Below are 23,253 nucleotides of genomic sequence, written 5' to 3'. Positions count from 1 at the left end.
TGATCCATTGAGAAGCCTTGTTTTATAACATTTTGTCTTGAGAACCAATATGTTACAAAAACAGGGCTTTTTTTCTACTCTTTTTTTATATCGAACTCAGGTTATTTTAATTTGTATCGATTTAGGCGTATTCCTACATTTCAATAAGTCTCTGGCATCGCTAAAAATGAAAAACGCTTCTCAGCAGCCTGCTGTTCGGGTTTCAACGATAGAAAAAATCACGCGTAAGTTGGGTCATTTGGGTATTATTCTGATTATCTGTAGCTGGATTGTGCCAATCATTAATTCGTAAAAATCAAATAAAAACCTCCCAATTGGGAGGTTTTTATTATGAATCAAGGATTATTTCGAACCTTTAATCCCGGCTTGCAATAACAACGCACCTAAACCACCAATTTTGTTTTCTTGTGGTTTAGCCGCTTGAGGCTTTTTATGACCTTGTGGGCGGTCGCCTTGAGGACGTGCATGCTGTGGACGTTTAGCTTGAGGCTTACGTTCACCACGTTGTTCATTCTGAGCATTGTCACGGCGTGGCTGACGTGATGCTTTAGCCGGTGCTTCCGAACCTTCAGGACGCATCGACAGGTTCACACGGTTACGTTCAGCATCGACAGTGAGCACACGTACTTGCACGATCTGACCCGGTTTCACCACTTTGTGTGGATCGGATACAAATTCATTCGCCAGTTCAGAAATATGGACTAAACCGTCTTGGTGTACACCTACATCTACAAAGGCACCGAAGTTAGTTACGTTAGTAATCACGCCTTCCAGCTGCATGCCTTCAGTCAATTGTGACACTTCAGTGATGTCATCACGGAACTTGGCAGTACGGAATTCCGGACGTGGGTCACGGCCCGGTTTTTCAAGTTCAGCCAATACATCTTGAATGGTAGGCAAACCAAATTGCTCATCAGCAAATTCTTCGGCATTCACCTGGCGAATGATTTCAGAATTACCAATAATGTCTTTTACCGTAGTGGCTTTTGCTGCAACAATTTTTTCTACCAAGCCATAAGACTCAGGGTGAACAGCAGATGCATCCAGCGGTTCAGAACCATCTTGAATACGCAAGAAACCTGCCGCCTGTTCAAAAGTACGCTCGCCTAAACGTGGTACATTTTTGAGTGCCTGACGGTTATCAAAACGGCCATTTTCCTTACGGAAATCAACAATCTGTTGAGCAATCGATTTATTTAAACCTGCGATATAACCCAAGATTGCTGAAGATGCTGTATTCACATCTACACCCACCGAGTTCACACAGTCTTCAACCACAGCTTCCAGCGTTTTTGCCAAACCAGCTTGATTTACGTCGTGCTGGTACTGGCCTACACCAATCGATTTCGGATCAATCTTCACAAGCTCAGCCAATGGATCTTGTAAACGGCGTGCAATTGAAACTGCGCCACGAATTGAAACATCAAGTTCTGGAAGTTCTTGTGAAGCCAGTTCCGATGCCGAATAAACCGATGCCCCAGCTTCACTGACGGAAACGCGCGTCAATTTCAAATCAGCATTTTGAGCCATCATTTCAGCCACAACCGCTTCGGTTTCACGGCTTGCAGTACCGTTACCAATGGCAATCAGGTCAACATTGAATTCACGGCATAGACGGGCAAGCTCTGCAATTGAACCTGCTTTATCTTCTTTTGGTGCAAACGGATAAATGATGCTATGCGCAACCACATCGCCTGACTGGTTCACTACAGCCAGTTTCACACCGGTACGAATTCCCGGGTCTACACCTAAGGTACAACGTGCACCCGCAGGAGCAGAAAGCAATAAATGACGCAGGTTTTCAGCAAAGACTTCCATCGCCTCTGCTTCAGCAGCCAAGCGTTTTTCAGTCAATAATGAATGTTCGATTTGTGGACGGACTTTGCCTAACCAGAACAGTTTTGCAGTTTTCTTCAAGTAATCTTGACGGCTTTGCGGTTGAACCGTGTCGAGATTGTATTCAGTTTCAATACGTGCAAGTGGTGCATCGTCTTCACCATCCACTTTTAAGCCCAGGACATTTTCCTGACGGCCACGCAGCATGGCCAATAAACGGTGGGAAGGTACTTTGTTTAAGTTTTCAGAAAAATTGAAGTAATCACGGAATTTTTTACCGACTTCTTTTTTCTCTTCACTGGCGACCAGACTTTTCAATACAGCTGTTTTGGCAAATGTCGCTTTAAGTTCAGTGGTTAAGGCAATATTTTGTGCCCAGTCATCAATCAGGATGTTCTGGATCGCATCCAACTGGCTTTCCACATCCGGATAATCTTCATGGCTAAAGCCAGCGAGTGCTTCCGCAGGATCAACTTGCTCGCTGAAGATTTTTTCAGCAATTGGCCCGAGGCCCGCTTCTTTGGCTTTAAATGATTTGCTGGTACGTTTTGGACGGTACGGTGCATAAAGTTCTTCTAAAGCATTCTTGGTTTCAGCAGCATTTACACGTGCCAACAAATCGTCTGACAATTTATTTTGTTCTTTCAGCGATTCAATTACTTTTTCACGGCGTTCAAATAAATCACGTAAATACGATAAACGGGTGTCGAGTTGGCGTAACTGGATATCGTCCAAGCCTTGGGTTACTTCTTTACGGTAACGTGCGATAAATGGAACGCTTGCACCTTCATCAATCAGCTTGATGGCAGCTTCTACTTGATTTGGACGTACGGCAATTTCTTTTGCCAACTGCTGAACTAAGTCAGTCATCGTGTTTGATCCCACAAGGATAAGTACTAAATGGCATGATTATAAAGACCAAGACCATAAAATCCACAACTGTTTTGATTAAATTTATCAGTGGTCAGTATTGCCAATTCACAGTTTTTTTAGAATTTGCGACAAAATTAGGTGATAAGTAGATTTTAACTCTACATATTCAGCAGGATAAGCGATAATTTAGATGTATATATTTGGTATCTATGTCTTGATTTTATCTGCAATATTTGTTGCTTTAGAGCATAGTAAACAGATACAAATGAATCGTATACTCAAGATCATCCGAACTTTTGTTTACGATGACAATAAAGATAAAGGAGCACATCATGAGTTTAGTGGTACCTGCTGAAAAAACAGATCCAGTACAAAACGACCCTGATCGCGTCGAGCGCATTCTCGTTGTGGATGATGATGTGCGTTTACGTACGTTGTTACAACGTTTTCTAGAAGATAAAGGCTTCGTGGTCAAAACTGCTCACGATGCAACGCAAATGGATCGTTTATTGCAGCGCGAACTTTTCTCCCTGATCGTGCTCGATTTTATGCTTCCTGTTGAAGATGGTTTAAGTATTTGTCGCCGTTTACGCCAATCCAATATCGATACGCCGATTATCATGCTGACTGCCCGTGGCAGTGATTCTGACCGTATTGCCGGCCTGGAAGCAGGTGCTGATGATTACCTGCCTAAACCGTTTAACCCGAATGAGCTGCTCGCACGTATTCGTGCCGTATTACGCCGCCAAGTTCGTGAAGTCCCGGGTGCACCAAGCCAGCAAATGGAAGTCGTGAGCTTCGGCCCTTGGTCACTGGATTTGTCGACCCGCACCCTGACCCGTGAAGGCCAGGTGGTCACGCTGACCACGGGCGAATTTGCGGTACTGAAAGCACTGGTACAACATCCACGTGAACCCTTAACCCGTGACAAGTTGATGAATTTGGCACGTGGCCGTGAATGGGGTGCGATGGAACGTTCGATTGATGTTCAGGTATCACGTTTACGTCGTCTGGTGGAAGAAAACCCTGCCCGTGCGCGTTATATTCAAACGGTTTGGGGCGTAGGATATGTGTTTGTTCCAGATGGTGCTGAATAAGCCAATTTTTATCGGATAAGACAAACTCAAACACTTGTCCGGAAAAGCCATTCGCTGCTGTTTGAGCCATCCTTCAACAGAATTTATAGATGAATGATGGCGAGTTCAGCGAATGGCAAAAGTTTTCTTGCGTAAGAGTGTTACTCATTTTTTAAAAAAGTAACTTAAGCAAATCCTTCAATTGAATGTCAAAGCAGTAAGACTCAGCCAAGAACATCACTGCCGATTTTCAAAAATAAAAATGCCCACAGGAAGCTGGCGTGAAACTCGAACCCATCGACCCGCAAAAATTTACTGATTACGAAGCTTATTCAGAAAAGAAGCGAACCCGCTGGGAACGCTTTCTGGATAAGATTAAGCCGCGTTCTGCTGCAATGCGTACCACCGTGCTGGTGTTATTCGTTGTGTTTTTCAGTTTATTTATGTCGTTGTGGTTCTTTTGGCGTACGCTTTACCTTCCTGAAATTCAGCAGCATGCCCGCTATTTAGGGGTCGAGCTGGAAATTCTAAACAATCCTGACTTACGTATTTTTCATAATAATGCCGAAGTGGATGCCGATTTATGGCTCAAAAATCGGGTCGGCATTGAATATATTACCAATCCCGCAGAATATCCCCGTGTAAGAGACAAAGTGATTGCCGAGTTTTTTACCAATCAAATAGAAAAAAAGCTGGCAAAAGAACTGAAAGTTGAAAATGTAACGGTTTATTTCCAGTTTAAACCCAGTCCCAGTATCTGGATTCAGACTCCAGAAATGAACGGAAATTGGGTCCGTGAACCTTTAAAAACCTATGCCAACTATAGTCCCGAACTGATCTATGGCTGGTTAGTTGGTATTCCACTGATTGCTGCTGCCATCATTTTGACTCTAGTTCGCCAGTTGAACCGCCCGCTTCGCCGTTTGCAGGATGCAGCGAACAACTATAGCAAAACCGGCTCAGCACCCTATCTGGAAACCAATCATGGGCCACAAGAGATTCGTGAAGTCAATCAGGCCTTCAATCATATGATTTATACGCTGGAGCAGACTGAACGTGACCGCCGTATTATGCTGGCGGGGATTTCGCACGACTTGCGTACTCCGCTAACCCGTATCCGCTTAAGTGCAGAAATGATGCCCGATGATGACTTTTTGAAAGAAGGCTTCATTTATGATGTCGAAGATATGGATGCCATCCTGAACCAGTTCATCTCCTACATGCGTGATGGCTCTGATGAAGAACTTCAGGACACCGATATTAATATGCTGTTACAGGAACTGGTCATTCAGTTCAAGCCGCTGGACGTGCGTTTTGAAGCTGAGGAAGTTCCAATTATTCAAGCACGTAGCCAGTCTTTAAAGCGCCTGATTGGTAATCTGATTAACAATTCCAAACGCTATGGCGCCGAACCGATCGAGTTATCCGCCAAAGTGGAAAACAATCACCTGCTGATTCGTGTCGCCGACCATGGCGAAGGTATTCCTGAAGACCAAATTGAAGATTTGATGCAACCTTTCGTGCGCGGCAATGAAGCCCGAACCATTCAGGGCAGTGGTTTAGGTTTGGCCATCGTAAAACGTATTGTTGATCTTCATCAAGGACAGCTTACCATTCAAAATCGCCCGCAAGGCGGTTTGGAAGCACTGATTTCTTTACCTCTACTGCATGATGAAGTTGAGGAAAATATCCCGCAAGGCACTTTAGAAAAAATTAAACAAACGATTACGGGACACTTTTAAGCTTTGATCAATTAATCAACAAACAGTTTTGTTTAATGATTAACCCCCTGGTTTTTACACTATTAAAATCAAGGCATTAAAAACCATAAAAATTCGTTATACCCACATTTTTTCAAAAAATTAGACCTTAGCCTAACAGGCATGCACAATTTGTTTTTTGGACGGTACAATCCGTCCAGTTTTGAACAAGAATTGAGCGTAGACCATGTCTTTAGATCGTATTCGTTTAGCGTCACTTCATGACAAAGTCATGAGCGCAGAACAAGCTGCTACTTTTATCCAAGATGGTATGACTGTAGGTATGAGTGGATTTACTCGTGCAGGTGAAGCAAAAGCTGTTCCCCTGGCACTGGTAAAACAAGCTCAAACCAATCCTTTGAAAATTACTTTAATTACAGGCGCAAGTCTTGGTAACGATTTAGATAAACAGTTAACTGAAGCTGGTGTACTTGCTCGCCGTTTACCGTTCCAGGTAGATAATACGTTACGTAAAGCCATTAACAAAGGCGAAGTGATGTTCATCGATCAGCATTTGTCTGAAACTGTTGAACAAATGCGTAACCAGCAACTTAAAAAGCCAGATGTAGCAGTGATTGAAGCTGTTGCCATTACTGAAGATGGCGGCATTATTCCAACCACATCTGTGGGTAACTCTGCTAGCTTTGCTATTTTCGCTGAAAAAGTGATTGTAGAAATCAACACCAACTTAAGCCCTGCTTTTGAAGGTTTACACGACATCTACATCCCAACGTATCGTCCAACACGTCAACCTATTCCTTTGACTAAAGTGGATGAGCGTATTGGTACAACAGCCATCAATATCGATCCTGCAAAAATTGTCGGTATCGTATTCAACAGCGAATACCACGATTCTCCATCTACCGTGACTGCACCGGATGATGAAACTCAAGGCATTGCGAACCACTTGATCGCATTCTTTGAAAAAGAAGTGGCAGAAGGCCGTCTTCCTTCTAATCTTGGTCCATTACAAGCAGGTATCGGTTCGATTGCCAACGCAGTATTGACCGGTTTGAAAGATTCGAACTTCGAAGACTTGATCATGTACTCAGAAGTACTTCAAGACTGTACCTTCGAATTGATTGACGCAGGCAAAATGAAATTTGCTTCAGGTTCTTCAATTACGCTTTCTGCTAAATATGGCGAAAAAGTATTTAACAACCTTGAACAATACAAAGACAAACTTGTGCTTCGTCCACAAGAAATTTCGAACCACCCTGAACTGGTTCGTCGTCTCGGTATTATCGGTATCAACACTGCATTAGAGTTCGATATTTACGGTAACGTAAACTCAACTCACGTATGCGGTACCAAAATGATGAACGGTATTGGTGGTTCTGGTGACTTCGCACGTAATGCCCACTTGGCAATTTTCGTGACTAAGTCTATCGCTAAAGGCGGTGACATTTCTTCTGTGGTGCCATTTGCTTCTCACGTTGACCATGCTGAACACGACGTAGACATTCTGGTAACTGAACAGGGTCTTGCTGACTTACGTGGTTTAGCACCTCGTGAACGTGCGCGTGTGATTATCGACAACTGTGCTCACCCAATGTACCGTGATGCTCTAAACGATTACTTTGATCGTGCATGTGCTAAAGGTGGTCAAACTCCACACATTCTTCGTGAAGCGCTGTCTTGGCATTCAAACTTCGAAGAAACCGGCCATATGCTTGCTGCTCAGACTGAAGAGAAAAGTGCTTAATCGCCTCACTCAATAGTATAAAAAAGCGTACTTCGGTACGCTTTTTTATTTTAAACTGCTGCTTTAGCTGACATCCCCCAGTTGAAACTCAAAATCTATAAACGCTGCTCAACCGCCTGACGGTTTTGCTTTTTAATTTTTTCTATTTCTGCATTTAACTGCAGAATCTGCTTATACAAATCATTAAACTGCTTGAGGGGCTGATCCTGATAAAACATAAAGGTCTTGTTCTTTTTCTCCCATTGATTATTTTTAAGAATCTGGAATAATGCATCCGCCTTATCTAGAACCTGTAGCTCCAGAGCAAATAGAGCGTGGGTCTGATCACTATCCCGGCTTTCACGCAAGCTATCGGTGAGCTGATGCCTGAGATGCGATTTAATCGATAATTGTTTAGCACGGGCTAAGGTATTTTGTTCACGCTGTAGGGTTTGTTGCTGATAGTGGTTCGCGAGCAGATGTGCTTGCTGCAACATCTGCTCGGTTTCTACATATTTCTGCTCGCGGTCTTGGTCTAAACGGTCGATATTTAAAAACTGATCCCAGTGAATCGCTTTCAGCTCGCGCAAATACTGATTTCTTGCTTCAGCATTTTGAATCATTTCACTCAACACAAAATCTGCCATCACTTTATAATCGCCCTGCAGACGATTATCTGAAACATTGATCTGGATTGGCTTAGACCAGTCTTGGGCCTGCTGATAAATGAGTTCGGCTTTTTCATACAATACCGTTTGGTAGCTGTGCAGTTGGCTGAGTTCCTTTTGCTGGACCGAATATTGATACAACATCCAGCCAAATACGCTGCATGTTGCCAATGCCAAGATGAGAAAAATTCTGGGCATACCAGACTCCCCTATACCGCCTTTTTCACATCATAACTTGATTCAGCCTTAAATCGTTCATTTATCAAACAATAAGGACACAAAGTATGCAGGACAGCAAATGAGTTAAAATCAAGTCCATATGTCTTGTTTAAGAAAATGGCTCATTGAAGATTAAACCGCATAGCTAAAAAAGCCCGATGAAAAGGGCTTTTATCGCAACTTTTGAAAGCCTCAGGTTAGAACTTATAACCATAAGCCAAGCCTAAAATGTTCTGACTCATTGTCAAATTCGCTTCACCACCACCAAAGTTTGCAGGAATGGACTCACTGCCCTTTACTTCTTTTTCTAAAGCATGGGTATATGCAATGCTGAGCTCTTGATGAGCATCTACATTCCAGGTTGCACCTACGCTCAAATGATCTTGCACGACCCCGGGTGCCAAGATATTCAAGAAGGTTTGATCCGCCGAAATGGGCTGGTCGTTATGACTATACCCGGCACGTAAAGTTAATTTTGGATGAGCCTGATAGCTTGCTGCAACTTTATACACGTTAATGTCATTCCAGCCAAAGCCTGGACCTTGATCCGACCCAAAGGCATGCCCCTGGAATAGCGGATTAATCGCATGTCCAACCGAACCGACATCTGAATAGTTAATACGTTCCACATCAGCAGCCACGTTCAACTTTGCTGTCAGCTGATAGGCTGCACCAATACCGTAACTTTCAGGTACATCAAAATCACCTTGTTGTGCAAATAAGCCACTGTATTGATCAAAACGGTCTGCATCAATTTTAGAACTATAATTTGCACCTAGAGTTAAACGCTCATCAAAGAACTTCCCAGCCCAACCGACACGTACGCCAACGCCTGTAGCGGAGTCTTTACCCTTATTACTGAGCTTATTGCCATCGACAGAAAGACCCGCAAAACCGCTAATACCTTTGGCTTCAAAACGTTGATACAAGATATTGGTCGCAACCCCAATCGATTGATTTTTCGCATATTGCCAAGAGACAGCAGGAGAAATAAACACCTGTGACAAATCCACACCCGCACTGCCTTGATTTCCAAATGCAGCAAATGGATTTTGCTTATAGCCGGTATTCATACCGCCATTGCCATAAATAGCGATCCCCAAATTAACTTGATTATTCACTTGATGGTTATAGGCAAGTTCAGGAAGTACAAAATACTTTCGACCATTGCCATCATAATGACCATTGGCACCAGGTACAGCATTCCCCACTATTTCTGCTGAGCGATCAGGAGCAAAAAGTGTAGCGCCAATATCGATTCTTGAGCCCACCCAACTCAACCCTGCCGGGTTATTTGCAATGGTCAATGCATCTTGAAAATGTGCAACAGAGGCTCCAGCATTCCCTTGAGCCTTAATGCCATAACCATGCATAAAATATCCAGTTGTTGCAAATACAGGAGTACTGATCAATGGCAATAAAGCAGCTAAAAAACGGGGAGAAGTGTGAATATTCATGCTAACAATTGATTAAATAATAATATATTTTTTAATAATATTGTTTATAGTAATGCTTGTAATCTAATTAAAATGGAATTGCTTATTTGATTTTTTCATAAGAACCCCGCTTCTTTAAGTTTCAATCTATCCTTAAACCTATATGTTTTATACCATTTGATAAATTCATGATTTTTCATTTTTAGATGCTTTAAATTTTAATCTCTATCCCCATCAATAGAAGCAAGAAAAGATAAGAGAACTCTCATGCGCGTAGATATTTGGTCAGATGTAGTTTGCCCATTTTGTTATATTGGTAAAAAACGTCTGGAAGCTGCTGCTGAACAGGCAGGTTTAGAACTTGAAGTTCATTGGCATAGTTATGAACTTGACCGGGAAGCACCTGTTCGCCAAGAAGTATCCAACTCTGAACGTCTGGCGCAAAAATACGGCCGTACTCTGACTGAAGTTGAAGAAATGCAGCGCAATATTGCCGCAATGGCTGCAGAAGAAGGTATTCAGTTCAATTGGGAAAATGCCAATTCAGGCAACACCTTCAATGCTCACCGTATTATTCATTTGGCACAAAGCAAAGGCTTGGGTTCCGAAGCCAAAGAAGCCTTTTTCTATAGTTATATGACCCAAGGTTTAGCCATTGGTGAACGTGAAACCCTGGAAGATGTTGCAGCCCGTATTGGCTTAAATCCGGTTGAAGTAGATGATGTGCTCAATTCAGACGAATTTGCAGATTTTGTCAAATTTGATGAAGAAGTAGCACGTGATCAGCTCAAAGTGACCGGGGTACCCTTCTTTGTCTTTGATCAACGGATCGCACTCGCGGGTGCACAGCCACGTGAAGTATTTTTACAGGTGATGAAAAAAGCCCTTGAAGCACCTCAACAAGACAACATAGTTGCTGAAGATAGCGCAATCTGTAAAGAAGATCAGTGTGATGTTCCGGAAAAATAAGCTGAAGTCTTAACTACAGCAAGTCAATAAAAAATCCCCAGTCCTTGGGGATTTTTTATTTTAAGATTCATTGATCTATTCAATTCAGTCAACCAAGAAGCTAATTTTTAAATTCACCCGATATTCTGTAATTTTATTATCCTTAATCACCACTTTTTGTTCATTTATCCATGCACCCTGCACATTTTTCACTGTTTCGATCACTTTATCTATGCCACTTTGAATAGCATCTTCAAAACTTTTATTACTGCTTGAATTCACTTCAACCACTTTTGCGATAGCCATTGTTTTTACCTCAGGTTTTATTATTTTGAGTCCAGATCATAGGACATTTTCTAAACAAAAAAGTGAGTTTTAACATTACAGCGCAAAAACTTACAGCCGGGTCACAATACCCTTATTTGCTTTGAACCTCTTACAAAAGACAACTTATCTATACAAGGTTTGGACACAATTAAAAGCACAATTCGCTAGGCTAATATGCGGAATATCTGAGTTCCTAATCATGAAATTTATAGAGGTAAATATGAACACTGAAATACAAGATCCGATGATTGATACCAGTCCAAAACAAAGCACATCTGCAAAATCTCCTTTTTCACCCACGCTCAAAGGTGTACTGATTGGCGCAGTGGCTGGTAGTGTATTACCCGTTTTCGGTACGTTTAGTGGTGCCATTATTGGAGGTGTGGCGGGAAAAGTTTACGAAAAAAAATACCAAAATAAATGCCATGCAAAATAATTTTTATATATTTTCAAAGCAGTTAAGACAGATTGTTAACAGACAGTCTGTCTTAGAGCAAAAACTCTAAATATATGATTTATATAATATTTTAAACTCACCGTTCATCTTTTTTTGCTCTCACCTCCTTACTTGATTCAATCACTTCTTGATATCATTCACATGAAATTTATTTTTATTTCTCTCCTTGCCTGCTTCATTTTTGAATGAAGCAGACATCCTTTCACTAAAGGAAAATGATGATGAACCTGATTAAATCTCTTATCGCTGTTGCTATTGTGGCTTGCTCTGCTAACCTTTCTGCTCAAATTGTTTATACCCCAGATTTTCCTGTCAGCAAAGCAACAGAAACCGTGAATGCTGAACAAAAAGCACCTGTTGCTAAAACTGAGATACAGAGTGTGACTGCATCTAAAACAGCTGCCTAATCTAAAAATCCATAAAAAAAACCAGACAAAACAAATGTGGTCTGGTTTTTTTATCAGCATAAATTGGCATTTTGTTCACCAGCTTATGTTCGATCAGAACATCGTTTTAATCTGTCATTTCATTACTTTCTTTTTATCCATTTCTTTGCAAAATAACAGGACAGCTAAAGCCTGATCAGCAGATTTCTGCTCTCTCCTGCCAAAAAATTGCTTATTTTTTATTTAAAATTTACATTTTTTGCAAATTATGTCTATAAATACTCAAAAACTGACATTTTTTTTCATGCTTTTTTTTACTAAATACATATAATCAAAACAATTAAATAAATAATTCACTCAAGAAGAAGTGTGTATATGCAAGAACTTCAAGCACTGATTCAAGGCAAGATTTCTCCGCAAACGATCAAAACCGATCAGTTGATCATGCTTGCTGAGCATTACTCCCAGCCCACGTCTGCAGAATATAAGTTACTTGAACTCGCGATTAATATCGTATTGGCAAGTTATCTAGAAAAAGCGCAAAAGCATCTCTAGAGGTGAGATCAGCACATGAATGTCTTAGAAAAAGCCAAGCTGATTCACGAATTAAATCAACTCATCGATGGCTTGGAACAACGTTCCTTATCTTTCTTTGAAATTGCCAGCTCAAAAGCCCGGATAAAAGACATTTTTGCTTTATGTGATGAACCGATTTTTAAAAAACAGATTTTACAATTTAAATCCCATAGCCAGCCCGAAAAAGCAGCTACAGATTTCGCCGCTCAAACCCTGTTTCAGCTCTCTTTTCGTGGCGTATTTCAGCAAGGTAAAGCGCTAGAGCAAGCCCTTTATCAACATCCAGATTTTGGCTGGGCTATTTTGCATGATGCTCAACTCGGTTGGCAAATCTGGTTAATTCCGGCAGCAAATCGTACAGCCCTGATCAGCGAATGGGAAAATCTGGAGGATGCCTATCACTGGATGCTGCAACAACAACAGAACTATGGTTGCCTAAAAACAGACTATGAACTCAAACAGATTCAAAATTTGATTGTACCAAAGCTAACGAGTGTTTTAACCGAGACTAAGACAAATCTAACTGTAGCTGCTGATGAGCTTGAAACCATTGCTGAACATGAACAATCCAATTTAATGGATTTATCCATAACTGAGCTGTATTCAGATCAAGAGCCGATAGCCACTGAAACATCTGCGCAGCAAAGCCAGCAGCCTGCCGAGATTCAGCAACCGTCTTCAGCTGTAGAACCTGATCTACCGATGGCGGCTTCTACGCTCGCCCACACCGATATAGAGAATACGGCGGCTCCGTCATCTATCATCAAAGATGTTGCAGAAACCCTGGAACTCAATCAATATGTCGCCCGTATTCATTCGCTACCTGGCGAAGAAGCCTCATTACAGCAGCTATATCGTTTAGACATTCCCAGCCTGCTAGAAATTGCCCCGTATCTAGATTTACTGTTACATGGTGCAGACCTGGAAAAATGGCAGCATTACCCAATTTATCTGGCAGAGCAGATCAATCAGCAAGGTTGTTTTGTTCGATATTTGGCATTACTGGGTGCAGAAAACCAGGCGCAGGCCATGCAGTTCATGCCATTATTGAATAATGCTGAGCAATATGCCCTGGCTGCAATCAAGACAATTCCCTGGATAGACCTGGCCGATCATTTTAACTCTATTGAAGCCCTGTTTGATGTCTATACGCATAAAGCCATTTGCATCTGGCATGATGAAAACTATATGCCATTTATTCCTGCACAACTGATTCAAACCCAAAAAATTATTAAGCTGGATGAAAGTGCCGCCGATATTAAAACACCGCTACTTTTACTCAAAGAACGGCAAAAAATACGGCTTATTCATGGGCACAAACGTTTAGCCCTGTCACAGAATGAATCGGCCTATCCTTATTTTTTATTGGAACGCCATCATGGCATTAGCTGGCAAATGATTCAGATGATTACTGCTCAATTCAGTTCCCCGATTAATTGCCGGGAATTATATAAAGAGATTCAAAAGCATATTTCAAATTAAGTTTTTATTTTTTGTAGCAAGAGCTTGCTTTTTAGTGTGATTTTTTACCAGACTAGTCATCATCAGACAATATAAGAGCAAGGATATGCGGAAAAAAAAATTATCTCTATTAAGCCCCCTCTTATGTGTGTTGATCTCTGGACTCATGTCTACTGTCAGCTGGTCAAACTCAGCTGAAACCGGGGTTGATCAACAAAAGCTTAACGCAACAGAAACAGATTTTAATTTGCTCAGTCAGATTCCAAGCCTGATTGATGCGATGCCGACAGTTTTACCGCAACAGTCAGATGCAGTGATTGTCCCTCCGATCCAGGCCACTGAAAAACAAAGCTGGCTAGACCGTAAACAACATGAAATCCGCAACTGGACAGACCGTAGCTCCCATAAAATAGATCAATGGTTTGGGCAACCCGATCCAAATGATCCAGCTTCAGCAACCCTACGCCTGATTATCGATAACAGCTGGAATAAACATGATGGTTATGAAGTTAGCCCACGTCTGCGCGGAAAAATTAAACTTCCAACCTTGGAACGTAAAATCAGTTTGGTATTCGGTGATGACTCTTTAGATAACGAACTGAACAATAATGTTGCTATTACCGATGAAAATCCAGGTAGCACCAGTAGTAAAGCTTTAGACCGTGAACGAACACAAGAAAGTAACAGTTCCTTGGCCCTGCGTTGGTCGGATTTTTCCAAACGGCTGCCTTTTGAAACCGATCTGGATTTGGGGATTCGTTCAGGGGATGATATTTATGTACGACTTAAAGCGTCCAGAGACTGGCAACTGGAAAATGATTTCAGATTTCATGCCGAACAGATTTACCGCTATGGCATAGATAGTGAAAACTACTTGCGAACCAATCTGGAACTTACCCATGCACGACCGAATCAGCCATTTTTATCCAATCAGCTCAGCCTGACCTATGCAGACAAACAAGATGACGATGTCACTTGGGATAATTATTTATTCAGACAACATCAATTTTTCCAGAATAACCGTTTTGCTTATGGCTTATATACCGGCGGTTTTTATAATAATAACGACCTTCGCCTGAACAGTTGGGGACCCTATATTTCATGGCGGCAACCTTTTGTGCGTGAATGGTTTTTTCTACAGGGCGATTTAAACTATCTCAATGACCATCGTGAAGATCGCAGCCATTTCCTCGGTGTATTAGTGCGTATGGAAGCATTGTTCTAATGTTGGGCAATATAACAAGTTGATCCATCAATATGCCTATTTTCTGCAATAAAAAACCTCCCGAAGGAGGTTTTTTGCTTAATGCGAAAAGGACTTATTTCAGCAATAAACTGTTAATACGTTTTACATAGGCTGCAGGGTCATCAGGCAAACCGCCTTCTGCAATCACTGCCTGGTCAAAAATCACATTGGCTAGGTCATCAAACTGGTTCGATCCTTCCAGCTTTTTCACCAGCGGATGTTCAGGGTTAATTTCTAAAATCGGTTTTGATTCAGGAACCGCCTGACCAGCCTGTTTCAACATGCGAATCAATTGTGGAGACAGCTCACCCTCGCCTGTTACCAGACAGGCAGGTGAATCGACCAAACGAGTCGTCACACGCACTTGTTGGGCTTTTGCTTTGAGAGAATCGGAGAGCTTGTCCACCACAGGCTTAAACTGTTCAGCTGCTGCTTCCAGTGCTTTCTTCTCTTCAGCATCCTGCAAATCACCCAAGTCTACTGCACCCTTGGACACATTTTGCATTGGCGTTCCGTCGAATTCATGAATGAACTCCATCGCCCATTCATCTACACGATCCGCCATTAACAGCACTTCAATGCCTTTTTTCTTGAACAGCTCCAGCTGTGGCGAATTCTTCGCAGCACTGAGGCTTTCCGCAGTCACGTAATAAATGGCTTTCTGCCCTTCTTTCATGCGTGCTTTGTAATCTGCCAATGAAGTTGAAATTTCATCATTGCTGGAAGTCGAGAAACGTAATAATTTTAAGATCCGTTCACGGTTACCAAAGTCTTCACCCAGACCTTCCTTAATCACCGAACCAAATTCAGCATAGAACGTTTTGAATTTCTCCTGGTCTTTTTCATCTTCAGACTTCGCCAAAGCATCCAGCATGGTCAGCACACGGCGTGCATTCCCTTCGCGAATGGTTTTCACGTCACGGCTTTCTTGCAGCAATTCACGGCTCACGTTTAACGGCAAATCGGCACTGTCTACCACCCCCTGCACAAAACGCAAGTAGTTTGGAATCAGGTTATCCGCTTCATCCATAATAAATACGCGTTTGACATACAGTTTAATGCCGGCTTTGGCTTCACGGGTAAAGAGATTGCTTGCCGCCTTGCTTGGAATATAAAGCAATTGTGTGTATTCCGTGCTGCCTTCTACACGGTTATGGGTCCAGGCCAAAGGTGCATCAAAGTCATGACTGAGATTCTTGTAGAATTCGGTATATTGCTCGTCAGTGATCTCGTTTTTATTGCGGGTCCAAAGTGCGCTGGCAGAGTTAATAGCTTCCCATTCATCTGTTTTCACCATCTGACCTGGCTTAGCTTCTTCCCCCTCAGCGGCTTCTTCTTGCTGCCAGATTTCTTTTTGCATTTCAATTGGCAGGCTAATATGGTCAGAATATTTATTGATGATTTGCTTAACTTTATAAGATTCTAAATACTCCAGTGCATTGTCACGCAAATGCAAAATAATGTCTGTTCCACGTGAAGCCTTATTGATTTGTTCAACTTCAAAATCACCTGTGCCAGTGCTAATCCAGCGTACACCGTCAGCGACATCAGCAGCAGCATGACGCGATTCCACGGTAATCTTTTCAGCCACAATAAAACCTGAATAAAAACCGACACCAAACTGGCCAATTAATTGCGCATCCGCTTTTTGATCTCCGGACAATTTAGACATGAAGTCCTTGGTGCCCGATTTGGCAATGGTGCCCAGATTATCAATGGCTTCTTGTTGAGTCAGACCAATACCGTTGTCGGAAATAGTGATGGTTTTATTTTCTTTATCCAGACTGACACGTACATGCAAGTCAGGGTCATTTTCATAATATTCAGGATGGTTAATCCCTTCAAAACGCAACTTGTCACAGGCATCTGAAGCGTTCGAAATCAGTTCTCGCAGAAAAATTTCAGGGTTTGAATAGAGAGAATGCGTCACCAAATGCAATAACTGTGCGACTTCAGCCTGGAAACTATGTTTTTGTGCGCTTTGTTCGCTCATAAATCACTCCTTAAATTCGTTACACGGTTTTTATTGGATGCTTAATGAATGGAGTAAGTTAAAGATTTTTCAATAGGGTCAAATAAATTTTTCTTAGAAAGGCCCTTGTTGATACACACGCTCCATATACAGATTCAGCTTTTGTTGGCGCATTTTATACACTTCGCTTAAACAGCGGCTTGAATTGCCACATTGGTCGCGCAACTGTAACCATTTGACCTGCTCATCCTGAATTACCCCGCGTGTTCCCATCGGCACCAAACGTTTAATAATATTGTAGGTGGTGGCCATTTTGACATCAGCATCATTAATGGCACGGTGCTCGCAAATGGCATGTTCAGTTGACGTTTCTGCTTTGTCACAATTAAAACTGGCTGCATACACCGATCCACTTAAAAGACTAAAAAAGACCACTTTGCATACAATGAATAATTTCATGATTTTTCCTGCTTTTTTAGCTTATTGTAGACTCTCAACTTAAACGCATTTTTAATGATGAAACAGGATAAAAGTGCTCAATTTCTGTACTTTATTGTGACTGAATGATGAAATAAAAATCCCCATCAGAGATGGGGATTTTGGCGCTGATTTATTGTTTTTATTTTATATCTATTTTTATTTTAGAATTTGTAGCTATAACCGATTGTGTAAACCCAAGGGTTAACTTCAAGGTCACCTAAACTTACTTTAGTGCCATCTGGTGTTTTTGCAGTTAATTCAGTTTTCACATCCGCATAACGTACATCAGCAAAAACACCCCAGTTTTTCGCATCAGCTGGTTGATAATTAAAACCGACCTGACCAGCAACACCGTATGCTACATCAGCATCTAAACTTTCTGCACCAGTTACATTTTTAGTAGTCTGAGATAATTGCTCATCCCAAGGAATAACCACAGTTGCGCCTACACCAATGTAAGGTGTGAAACGAGTAGAGTTCTTAAAATTATATTTTGCTGTAATGGTTGGTGGTAAATGCTTGAATGAAGCAGCATCTTCAATTGGACCAACGTTTACATCATGTTCAAAAGGCAATGCAAGCAATAACTCTACTGAAATTGGTGAATTATTAAAGAAATATTCAACAGATGGAGTGAAGTTAACTTCATTACTTACTTGTGCTTTTAATGCTGCTGAACCACCAGTAGCTAAAGGCACATTTAAAGTACCGTTATCATCATTTTGTGGAGCTAATGCTGAAGCACCAACTTTAACCTGCCAGTTACCTGCCATTGCAGAAGCAGACATCCCCATTAACGCGATAAGAGCAACTTGTTTTAACATTTTAAATCACCTCTAGAAGGATAATTACTACAAAATTTAAACATTAATTAATAATAAACATGCCTATTATTAATATGCAATAGCCATTAATTATTTTAAATTTATTTATTTTTAAACCATTGAAAATATTAGTTATTTATTTTAATCAGATCAACATAGTTGGTTTTTTAATACCAACCATGTTAATCAGATTAATGATTATATTCCAAGTATATTGCTTGGTTTTATTATATTAATTATTTAATAACATTTATTTTAAATACATGTTTTAAAATAAGCAATAAAATGAATTAAAAATTCATTAAAGTACCATTGCAGCAATCCAGCCAAATACCAATAATGGAATATTAAAATGGATAAATGTTGGAACGACCGTATCCCAAATATGATCATGCTGACCATCTACACCCAGACCTGCAGTTGGACCTAAAGTTGAGTCTGAAGCTGGAGAGCCGGCATCACCCAATGCTGCTGCGGTACCAATCAAGGCCACAGTAGCCAATGGAGAAAAGCCAAATTGTATGCACAGCGGTACATAAATCACTGCCAATACCGGTACACTGGAGAATGATGAACCAATCCCGATGGTTACGAACAAACCAATAAACAGCATCAGGAATGCAGCCAAGGCTTTGTTGTCACCAATCAGATGCACTACCCCATTCACCAGACTATTGATGTCACCAGTATGCGTCATCACCGAAGCAAAACCAGCCGCAGAAATCATAATGAAGCCGACCAATGCCATCATGCGCATGCCTTGAACGAAGACATCATCGGCCTCTTGCCATTTGAAGATACCCGCAGCAGACAGTACCGCAAAACCGACCAGTCCACCCAAGATCATCGAGCCTGAATACAGCTGGGCAACCAAAGTCAAGGAAATCGCGAGTAGTGCCATAAAGATGGTTTTTTTCGCGATGACTGGCGCTTGTTCTGCTTCATGTTTGAGTTCTTCGGCATCCGCTTGCAGACTCACTTCGCCCGCACGAATTGGCTTGTCCAGATCGATGGTGGTCACACGAGCAACCGCACGATCAATATAATGACGTGGTTTGCGATAGCTGAAAAATACAGCAGTCAACGTACCGATCAGCATGCCAATGACCGGAATAGCCATCCCCATCGGCATCATCCAGCGCTCTACATGCAAGCCATAGGCTGCACCAATTTTATTGATGTTGCCCATCAAAATTTGTTCAAGGAAAATGGAACCAAAACCGACTGGCAGGAAAATGTAGGTTCCGACCAACCCCATGGTCAGTACACATGCTGCCGCACGACGGTCTAAATTCATGTGATTCATAACCTTAAGTAAAGGAGGAACCAAGACCGGAATAAAGGCGATATGCACAGGAATCAGGTTTTGAGAAAAAATGGCTGCAACCAGTAAAATGCTTAACAGTAAATATTTTACTTTTCTGGTTTTTTGATGCGTGGCTTCCGCACCCAGCAAACCAATTAATTTATGTGCCAAAAGATCAGGCAAGCCTGATTTTGACAAGGCCAAAGCAAAAGCACCCAATACCGCATAAGCCAGGGCAACTTCTGCCCCATCACCCAGACCCGCATTAAATGCAGTTACAGTATCCGACAAACTTAGACCTGCAACCAAGCCACCAATAATCGCTGAAATGACCAAAGTCAAGACAACAGAAACTCGTGCCAGTGAGAGTATAAACATCACGGCAATCGCAATTACTACTGCATTCATGAAAATTTTAAGGAAGATAAAAAGCCGTTATTTTAACAGATGCACCCTTTTGAAACTGTAAATAAATCGGCTCAGTCAAAAAACAACAAGAAATTGATTTTAATTAAAATTTATATCAAAAAGAATTGTTCAATTATTTTTTAGCGCAAATTTTTTGATATATTCTGCGACCAACTCTGCTTGGCTCAATATTGCCCAATGGTTAGCATCTATTTCTACATGCTGAAAATTTTCTGCCCATTTCGGCATTTCATCAATCAGTTCCGGACTGACAAAATTGTCTCTTTTCAGCACAATCGCCTGCACCGGACAAACAGCAAAACGCTGACGTGGTTGGGTTAAACGTGGGATGAAGTTGGCACGATACAGTCCAATACCATGTTTTCCATCTGCAGCAATATGGCTGTTTAAAGGTAAATCTTTTTGCTGCTCTAACTGTTGCAAAACTTTGTCCCATTTTTCAGGCGTAAATAAAGTCCAGATGACTGGCGCCAACAAGGGCAATTGAAACACCGCGATATACCAGGATTTAGTCAGCTGTTTAAAAAACCTGGGCTTATTTTGTTTAAATTGCTGACGCATCCAGAAAGCGGTATGATCCAGACAGGGCCCGGAAATAGTACTATAAGATAAAATTCGCCCCCGAAACTTCGGCTCAGTCACCGATTCCCAAGACTGGATTGAACCCCAGTCATGTGCTGCCAAGTGAAAAGGATGGTCTTCCAATACGGTATTGACCACACTTTCCAGATCTAAAGATAACTGTTCCAGCCGATAGTCACGAATCCGTTTCGGAATGGAGGATTTCCCTGCACCGCGTACATCATAGCTCAACACATAAAAATCTTGAATCAGCTGCTGAATGACCAGCTCCCAAACTTCCTGATTATCCGGATAGCCATGAACCAGGACTAAAGCAGGGTTTGCCTCATTGCCCCATGTTTTCACATAAAGCCGCTGCTGATCTGAAGTAGTCACCCATTGTGTTTGTGCTTGCATATATTTTTATCCTATTCTTTTATTGCCTATTTATTGCAGAATCTGGGCAATCCGATCAATGCCAGCCTGATCATTGTGTTTTAGTATGTTCTGAAGCCGAAAAATAATAATTGACCCAAATGAGCCTTTTCAAAAAACTACAGACAATTCCTGCTATCTCTAAATTTTTATTAAATCGCTATGCACCTTACCGCGGTGCAGGGATTGAAATCGATAAGGTGGATCTGGCGAATTACCATATTCGCATCAAAATGCCTTTAACCCGTAAAAATCAAAATGTTGTCGGTGTACATTTTGGCGGCAGTTTATATGCAATGGTCGATCCTTTATATATGCTGATTTTGATGCATCATTTGGGTTCAAAATACATTGTGTGGGATAAATCTGCATCCATACAATTTCTCTCACCTGGTCGTGGTACGGTGTATGCCGATATTCGTCTCGATCCAACAGAAATTGACCAGATTAAGCGACTTGCTGAAAATCACGCCCCGGTATACCGAAACTATCATGTAAATATTTTTGATGAATCGGGCGTACGGATTGCCGAGGTAGAAAAAACCATCTATATCCGCCGAAAAAAACCAAAGGCCAGCCATAATTGACAAAAAAGCGCCTGATTAACAAGCGCTTTTTATCAAATTTTTAAACTTCATTAACGTTTTTTCTCTTCAATGGCTGCACCTGCTCCACCACCAATGGCACCACCAATGGCAGCTCCGGCATTCCCCCCAAAGATACTTTTACCCACCGCAGAACCAATAGCACCACCGACACCACTATAGGTCGCATTACGGTTAGAACCACCCTGGGTTTTACTGCCTACTGCTGCACCGGCACCACCACCGACAGCTGCACCGATACCGCCACCAACCTGATTCCCTACACCACCACCAACCGCACCACCAAGTGCAGCTGCGCCAATACGTTGCTCTCTTGGAGACATAGAATCACACCCTGCCAGCATAAAAGTCGACAGGGTTGCCATTGCCATCACGCTCATTAACTTTTTCATGAGATATGTCCTTTTGGCTATTTGTTACAGCATACGTCATGAGTGTGAAGTTAATATCCGCGTAATGTTACTTTTCCAAGTTTTAATGTTGAATGTTGTAATTTAATTTTAATTAAATTACCAAAAAATCGATTCGGCATGTGGAAGATCGATTGTTCGAAATCAGAAATCAGTTAAAGTATTCCCATCGATACATAACTTTATAAGAAAAATTTTAAATAACACAGCGGCTTTATTTAATATTATTTAAATGGGAAGGATCACGAGAATGAAAAAACGCCTTTGCTTGATATTTACATTGTTCTGTTACAATTCATCGGCCTATCCGGATTCTTCTGATACAAGCTTAATGAATAAAACCAAAGTCCTGAAAAATATTGCTTATGGGCCTCATGCTCAACAGGTCATGGATATCTATTTCCCCATCAAAGCTTTCCCAGATAAAACGCTGACACCGTTAATTGTGATGGTACATGGAGGAGCCTGGACCACTGGAGATAAAAATAATGCGGCTGTAGTCAAAAACAAAGTGGCATATTGGACCAAACAAAACTGGGTATTTATTTCCCTCAATTATCGATTGGTTCCTGAGGTCAGCGTACAACAACAAACCCAAGATATTGCAGAAGCACTTATTTATATCCAGAAACAGGCTGCAAATTGGCATGCTGATCCTAAACGTTTGGTTCTGATGGGACATTCAGCAGGTGCACACTTAGTCAGCCTACTCACTACACGCCCCCTCTGGCTGACATCGCAGCCTCAGCCCTGGCGTGCTACAGTGGCTTTAGACAGTGCTGCCTATAATGTCGAAATTATTATGCAAACTCGACATGCACGGTTTTATGATCAAGCCTTTGGTAATCAGCCATCAAACTGGAAAGCACTTTCTCCTATATCTCAAGTACACCAAACTTTACCGGCATTTCTCGCTGTTTGTTCCACAATTCGGCCAGACCAACCATGTATACAGGCACAGCAATTTATTCAGCAAGCACAAAAATCAGGAACCAAAACCCAGCTATTGCCTATTCCACTTTCACACAGAGAAATCAACCAGTCACTTGGGCAAAATAATACATATACCCAAGCGGTGAATTTATTTATACAAAGCCATTCCGCTACGGAGAAATGAGCTTATTTCAATCTCATTTAACCTAAAAATGATTTGAGCATACAAGATCTTATTTTTAAAGTAAGCGTCCGCTGAACCCCACTTTTCTTATTTTCTCAATATCCCGATAGTGTCCATTATTTATTAAATGGACATTATGTTTATGGCCTTAGACACTTTTA

Annotated in this window: 22 protein-coding genes; 12 read left to right on the top strand and 10 right to left on the bottom strand. The window is 41.5% G+C overall.

What is annotated here, in order from left to right; genetic code table 11:
- Positions 1 to 166 precede the first annotated feature (166 nt).
- On the top strand, positions 167 to 292 hold the full coding sequence (locus ACE01T_RS13430; RefSeq protein ID WP_395519433.1) for a hypothetical protein: 126 nt from the start codon (positions 167 to 169) through the stop codon (positions 290 to 292).
- Positions 293 to 342: 50 nt separating this feature from the next.
- Here the strand turns inward: ACE01T_RS13430 and ACE01T_RS13425 are convergent, their stop codons facing one another.
- Positions 343 to 2,706 (bottom strand): Tex family protein, encoded by a 2,364-nt coding sequence (locus ACE01T_RS13425; RefSeq protein ID WP_180082270.1) that lies wholly within the window; start codon positions 2,704 to 2,706, stop codon positions 343 to 345.
- A gap of 335 nt (positions 2,707 to 3,041) precedes the next feature.
- On the opposite strand from ACE01T_RS13425, the gene ompR reads away from it, so the two are divergent.
- The 3 genes from ompR to scpC all read left to right on the top strand — a co-directional run bounded on the left by ompR (position 3,042) and on the right by scpC (position 7,250).
- Positions 3,042 to 3,806 (top strand): osmolarity response regulator transcription factor OmpR, encoded by a 765-nt coding sequence (gene ompR / locus ACE01T_RS13420; protein ID WP_180082271.1) that lies wholly within the window; start codon positions 3,042 to 3,044, stop codon positions 3,804 to 3,806.
- A 260-nt stretch (positions 3,807 to 4,066) separates the two neighbouring features.
- The gene (locus ACE01T_RS13415) at positions 4,067 to 5,527 is read left to right on the top strand and encodes an ATP-binding protein (RefSeq protein WP_086197230.1); all 1,461 of its coding nucleotides are present in this window, start codon (positions 4,067 to 4,069) and stop codon (positions 5,525 to 5,527) included.
- A 205-nt stretch (positions 5,528 to 5,732) separates the two neighbouring features.
- On the top strand, positions 5,733 to 7,250 hold the full coding sequence (gene scpC, locus ACE01T_RS13410) for a succinyl-CoA:acetate CoA-transferase ScpC (RefSeq protein ID WP_166168528.1): 1,518 nt from the start codon (positions 5,733 to 5,735) through the stop codon (positions 7,248 to 7,250).
- Between the two features lie 95 nt (positions 7,251 to 7,345).
- Here the strand turns inward: scpC and ACE01T_RS13405 are convergent, their stop codons facing one another.
- Complete coding sequence (locus ACE01T_RS13405; RefSeq protein ID WP_180082272.1) at positions 7,346 to 8,095, bottom strand: hypothetical protein; 750 nt, start codon at positions 8,093 to 8,095, stop codon at positions 7,346 to 7,348.
- A 218-nt stretch (positions 8,096 to 8,313) separates the two neighbouring features.
- Positions 8,314 to 9,573, bottom strand: a complete 1,260-nt coding sequence (locus ACE01T_RS13400) for an OmpP1/FadL family transporter (protein WP_180082273.1) — start codon at positions 9,571 to 9,573, stop codon at positions 8,314 to 8,316.
- A 246-nt stretch (positions 9,574 to 9,819) separates the two neighbouring features.
- On the opposite strand from ACE01T_RS13400, the gene ACE01T_RS13395 reads away from it, so the two are divergent.
- Positions 9,820 to 10,521, top strand: a complete 702-nt coding sequence (locus tag ACE01T_RS13395) for a DsbA family oxidoreductase (RefSeq protein WP_180082274.1) — start codon at positions 9,820 to 9,822, stop codon at positions 10,519 to 10,521.
- An 84-nt stretch (positions 10,522 to 10,605) separates the two neighbouring features.
- On the opposite strand, the gene ACE01T_RS13390 is transcribed toward ACE01T_RS13395, so the two are convergent.
- Positions 10,606 to 10,806 (bottom strand): dodecin family protein, encoded by a 201-nt coding sequence (locus tag ACE01T_RS13390; RefSeq protein WP_180082275.1) that lies wholly within the window; start codon positions 10,804 to 10,806, stop codon positions 10,606 to 10,608.
- A 241-nt stretch (positions 10,807 to 11,047) separates the two neighbouring features.
- Between ACE01T_RS13390 and ACE01T_RS13385 the strand changes: the two genes are divergently transcribed.
- The 5 genes from ACE01T_RS13385 to ACE01T_RS13365 all read left to right on the top strand — a co-directional run bounded on the left by ACE01T_RS13385 (position 11,048) and on the right by ACE01T_RS13365 (position 14,932).
- A complete protein-coding gene (locus ACE01T_RS13385; RefSeq protein ID WP_180082276.1) occupies positions 11,048 to 11,263 on the top strand; it encodes a hypothetical protein in 216 nt (71 codons plus the stop codon).
- A gap of 239 nt (positions 11,264 to 11,502) precedes the next feature.
- Positions 11,503 to 11,691: a hypothetical protein gene (locus ACE01T_RS13380; RefSeq protein WP_395519432.1), complete on the top strand. Its 189-nt coding sequence runs from the start codon at positions 11,503 to 11,505 to the stop codon at positions 11,689 to 11,691.
- A gap of 354 nt (positions 11,692 to 12,045) precedes the next feature.
- On the top strand, positions 12,046 to 12,225 hold the full coding sequence (locus ACE01T_RS13375) for a hypothetical protein (RefSeq protein ID WP_180082278.1): 180 nt from the start codon (positions 12,046 to 12,048) through the stop codon (positions 12,223 to 12,225).
- A 15-nt stretch (positions 12,226 to 12,240) separates the two neighbouring features.
- A complete protein-coding gene (locus ACE01T_RS13370) occupies positions 12,241 to 13,728 on the top strand; it encodes a hypothetical protein (RefSeq protein WP_180082279.1) in 1,488 nt (495 codons plus the stop codon).
- A gap of 85 nt (positions 13,729 to 13,813) precedes the next feature.
- Positions 13,814 to 14,932 carry a hypothetical protein gene (locus tag ACE01T_RS13365; protein WP_180082280.1) on the top strand — a complete coding sequence of 373 codons (1,119 nt, stop codon included), beginning with the start codon at positions 13,814 to 13,816 and terminating at the stop codon, positions 14,930 to 14,932.
- A gap of 94 nt (positions 14,933 to 15,026) precedes the next feature.
- On the opposite strand, the gene htpG is transcribed toward ACE01T_RS13365, so the two are convergent.
- The 5 genes from htpG to ACE01T_RS13340 all read right to left on the bottom strand — a co-directional run bounded on the left by htpG (position 15,027) and on the right by ACE01T_RS13340 (position 20,942).
- Positions 15,027 to 16,946 carry a molecular chaperone HtpG gene (htpG, locus tag ACE01T_RS13360; RefSeq protein ID WP_180082281.1) on the bottom strand — a complete coding sequence of 640 codons (1,920 nt, stop codon included), beginning with the start codon at positions 16,944 to 16,946 and terminating at the stop codon, positions 15,027 to 15,029.
- Positions 16,947 to 17,039: 93 nt separating this feature from the next.
- Entirely contained in the window at positions 17,040 to 17,384 is a 345-nt protein-coding gene (locus ACE01T_RS13355) for a lysozyme inhibitor LprI family protein (protein ID WP_180082282.1), read from the bottom strand.
- Positions 17,385 to 17,566: 182 nt separating this feature from the next.
- Positions 17,567 to 18,229: an OmpW/AlkL family protein gene (locus ACE01T_RS13350; RefSeq protein ID WP_180043486.1), complete on the bottom strand. Its 663-nt coding sequence runs from the start codon at positions 18,227 to 18,229 to the stop codon at positions 17,567 to 17,569.
- A gap of 301 nt (positions 18,230 to 18,530) precedes the next feature.
- Positions 18,531 to 19,943 carry a Na+/H+ antiporter family protein gene (locus ACE01T_RS13345; protein WP_180043488.1) on the bottom strand — a complete coding sequence of 471 codons (1,413 nt, stop codon included), beginning with the start codon at positions 19,941 to 19,943 and terminating at the stop codon, positions 18,531 to 18,533.
- A gap of 129 nt (positions 19,944 to 20,072) precedes the next feature.
- The gene (locus ACE01T_RS13340) at positions 20,073 to 20,942 is read right to left on the bottom strand and encodes an alpha/beta fold hydrolase (protein ID WP_180043490.1); all 870 of its coding nucleotides are present in this window, start codon (positions 20,940 to 20,942) and stop codon (positions 20,073 to 20,075) included.
- Between the two features lie 119 nt (positions 20,943 to 21,061).
- Here ACE01T_RS13340 and ACE01T_RS13335 point away from each other — a divergent pair, with 119 nt between their 5' ends.
- Positions 21,062 to 21,547 (top strand): PaaI family thioesterase, encoded by a 486-nt coding sequence (locus ACE01T_RS13335; RefSeq protein WP_180043493.1) that lies wholly within the window; start codon positions 21,062 to 21,064, stop codon positions 21,545 to 21,547.
- 50 nt (positions 21,548 to 21,597) lie between these two features.
- On the opposite strand, the gene ACE01T_RS13330 is transcribed toward ACE01T_RS13335, so the two are convergent.
- The gene (locus ACE01T_RS13330) at positions 21,598 to 21,957 is read right to left on the bottom strand and encodes a YMGG-like glycine zipper-containing protein (RefSeq protein ID WP_086197247.1); all 360 of its coding nucleotides are present in this window, start codon (positions 21,955 to 21,957) and stop codon (positions 21,598 to 21,600) included.
- Positions 21,958 to 22,225: 268 nt separating this feature from the next.
- Here ACE01T_RS13330 and ACE01T_RS13325 point away from each other — a divergent pair, with 268 nt between their 5' ends.
- Positions 22,226 to 23,092, top strand: a complete 867-nt coding sequence (locus tag ACE01T_RS13325; protein ID WP_180174534.1) for an alpha/beta hydrolase — start codon at positions 22,226 to 22,228, stop codon at positions 23,090 to 23,092.
- Positions 23,093 to 23,253: the final 161 nt, after the last annotated feature.

The sequence above is a fragment of the Acinetobacter uliginosus genome (genome assembly GCF_044130295.1).
GTDB lineage: Bacteria > Pseudomonadota > Gammaproteobacteria > Pseudomonadales > Moraxellaceae > Acinetobacter.
This window is presented reverse-complemented; position numbering and strand designations above follow the sequence as displayed.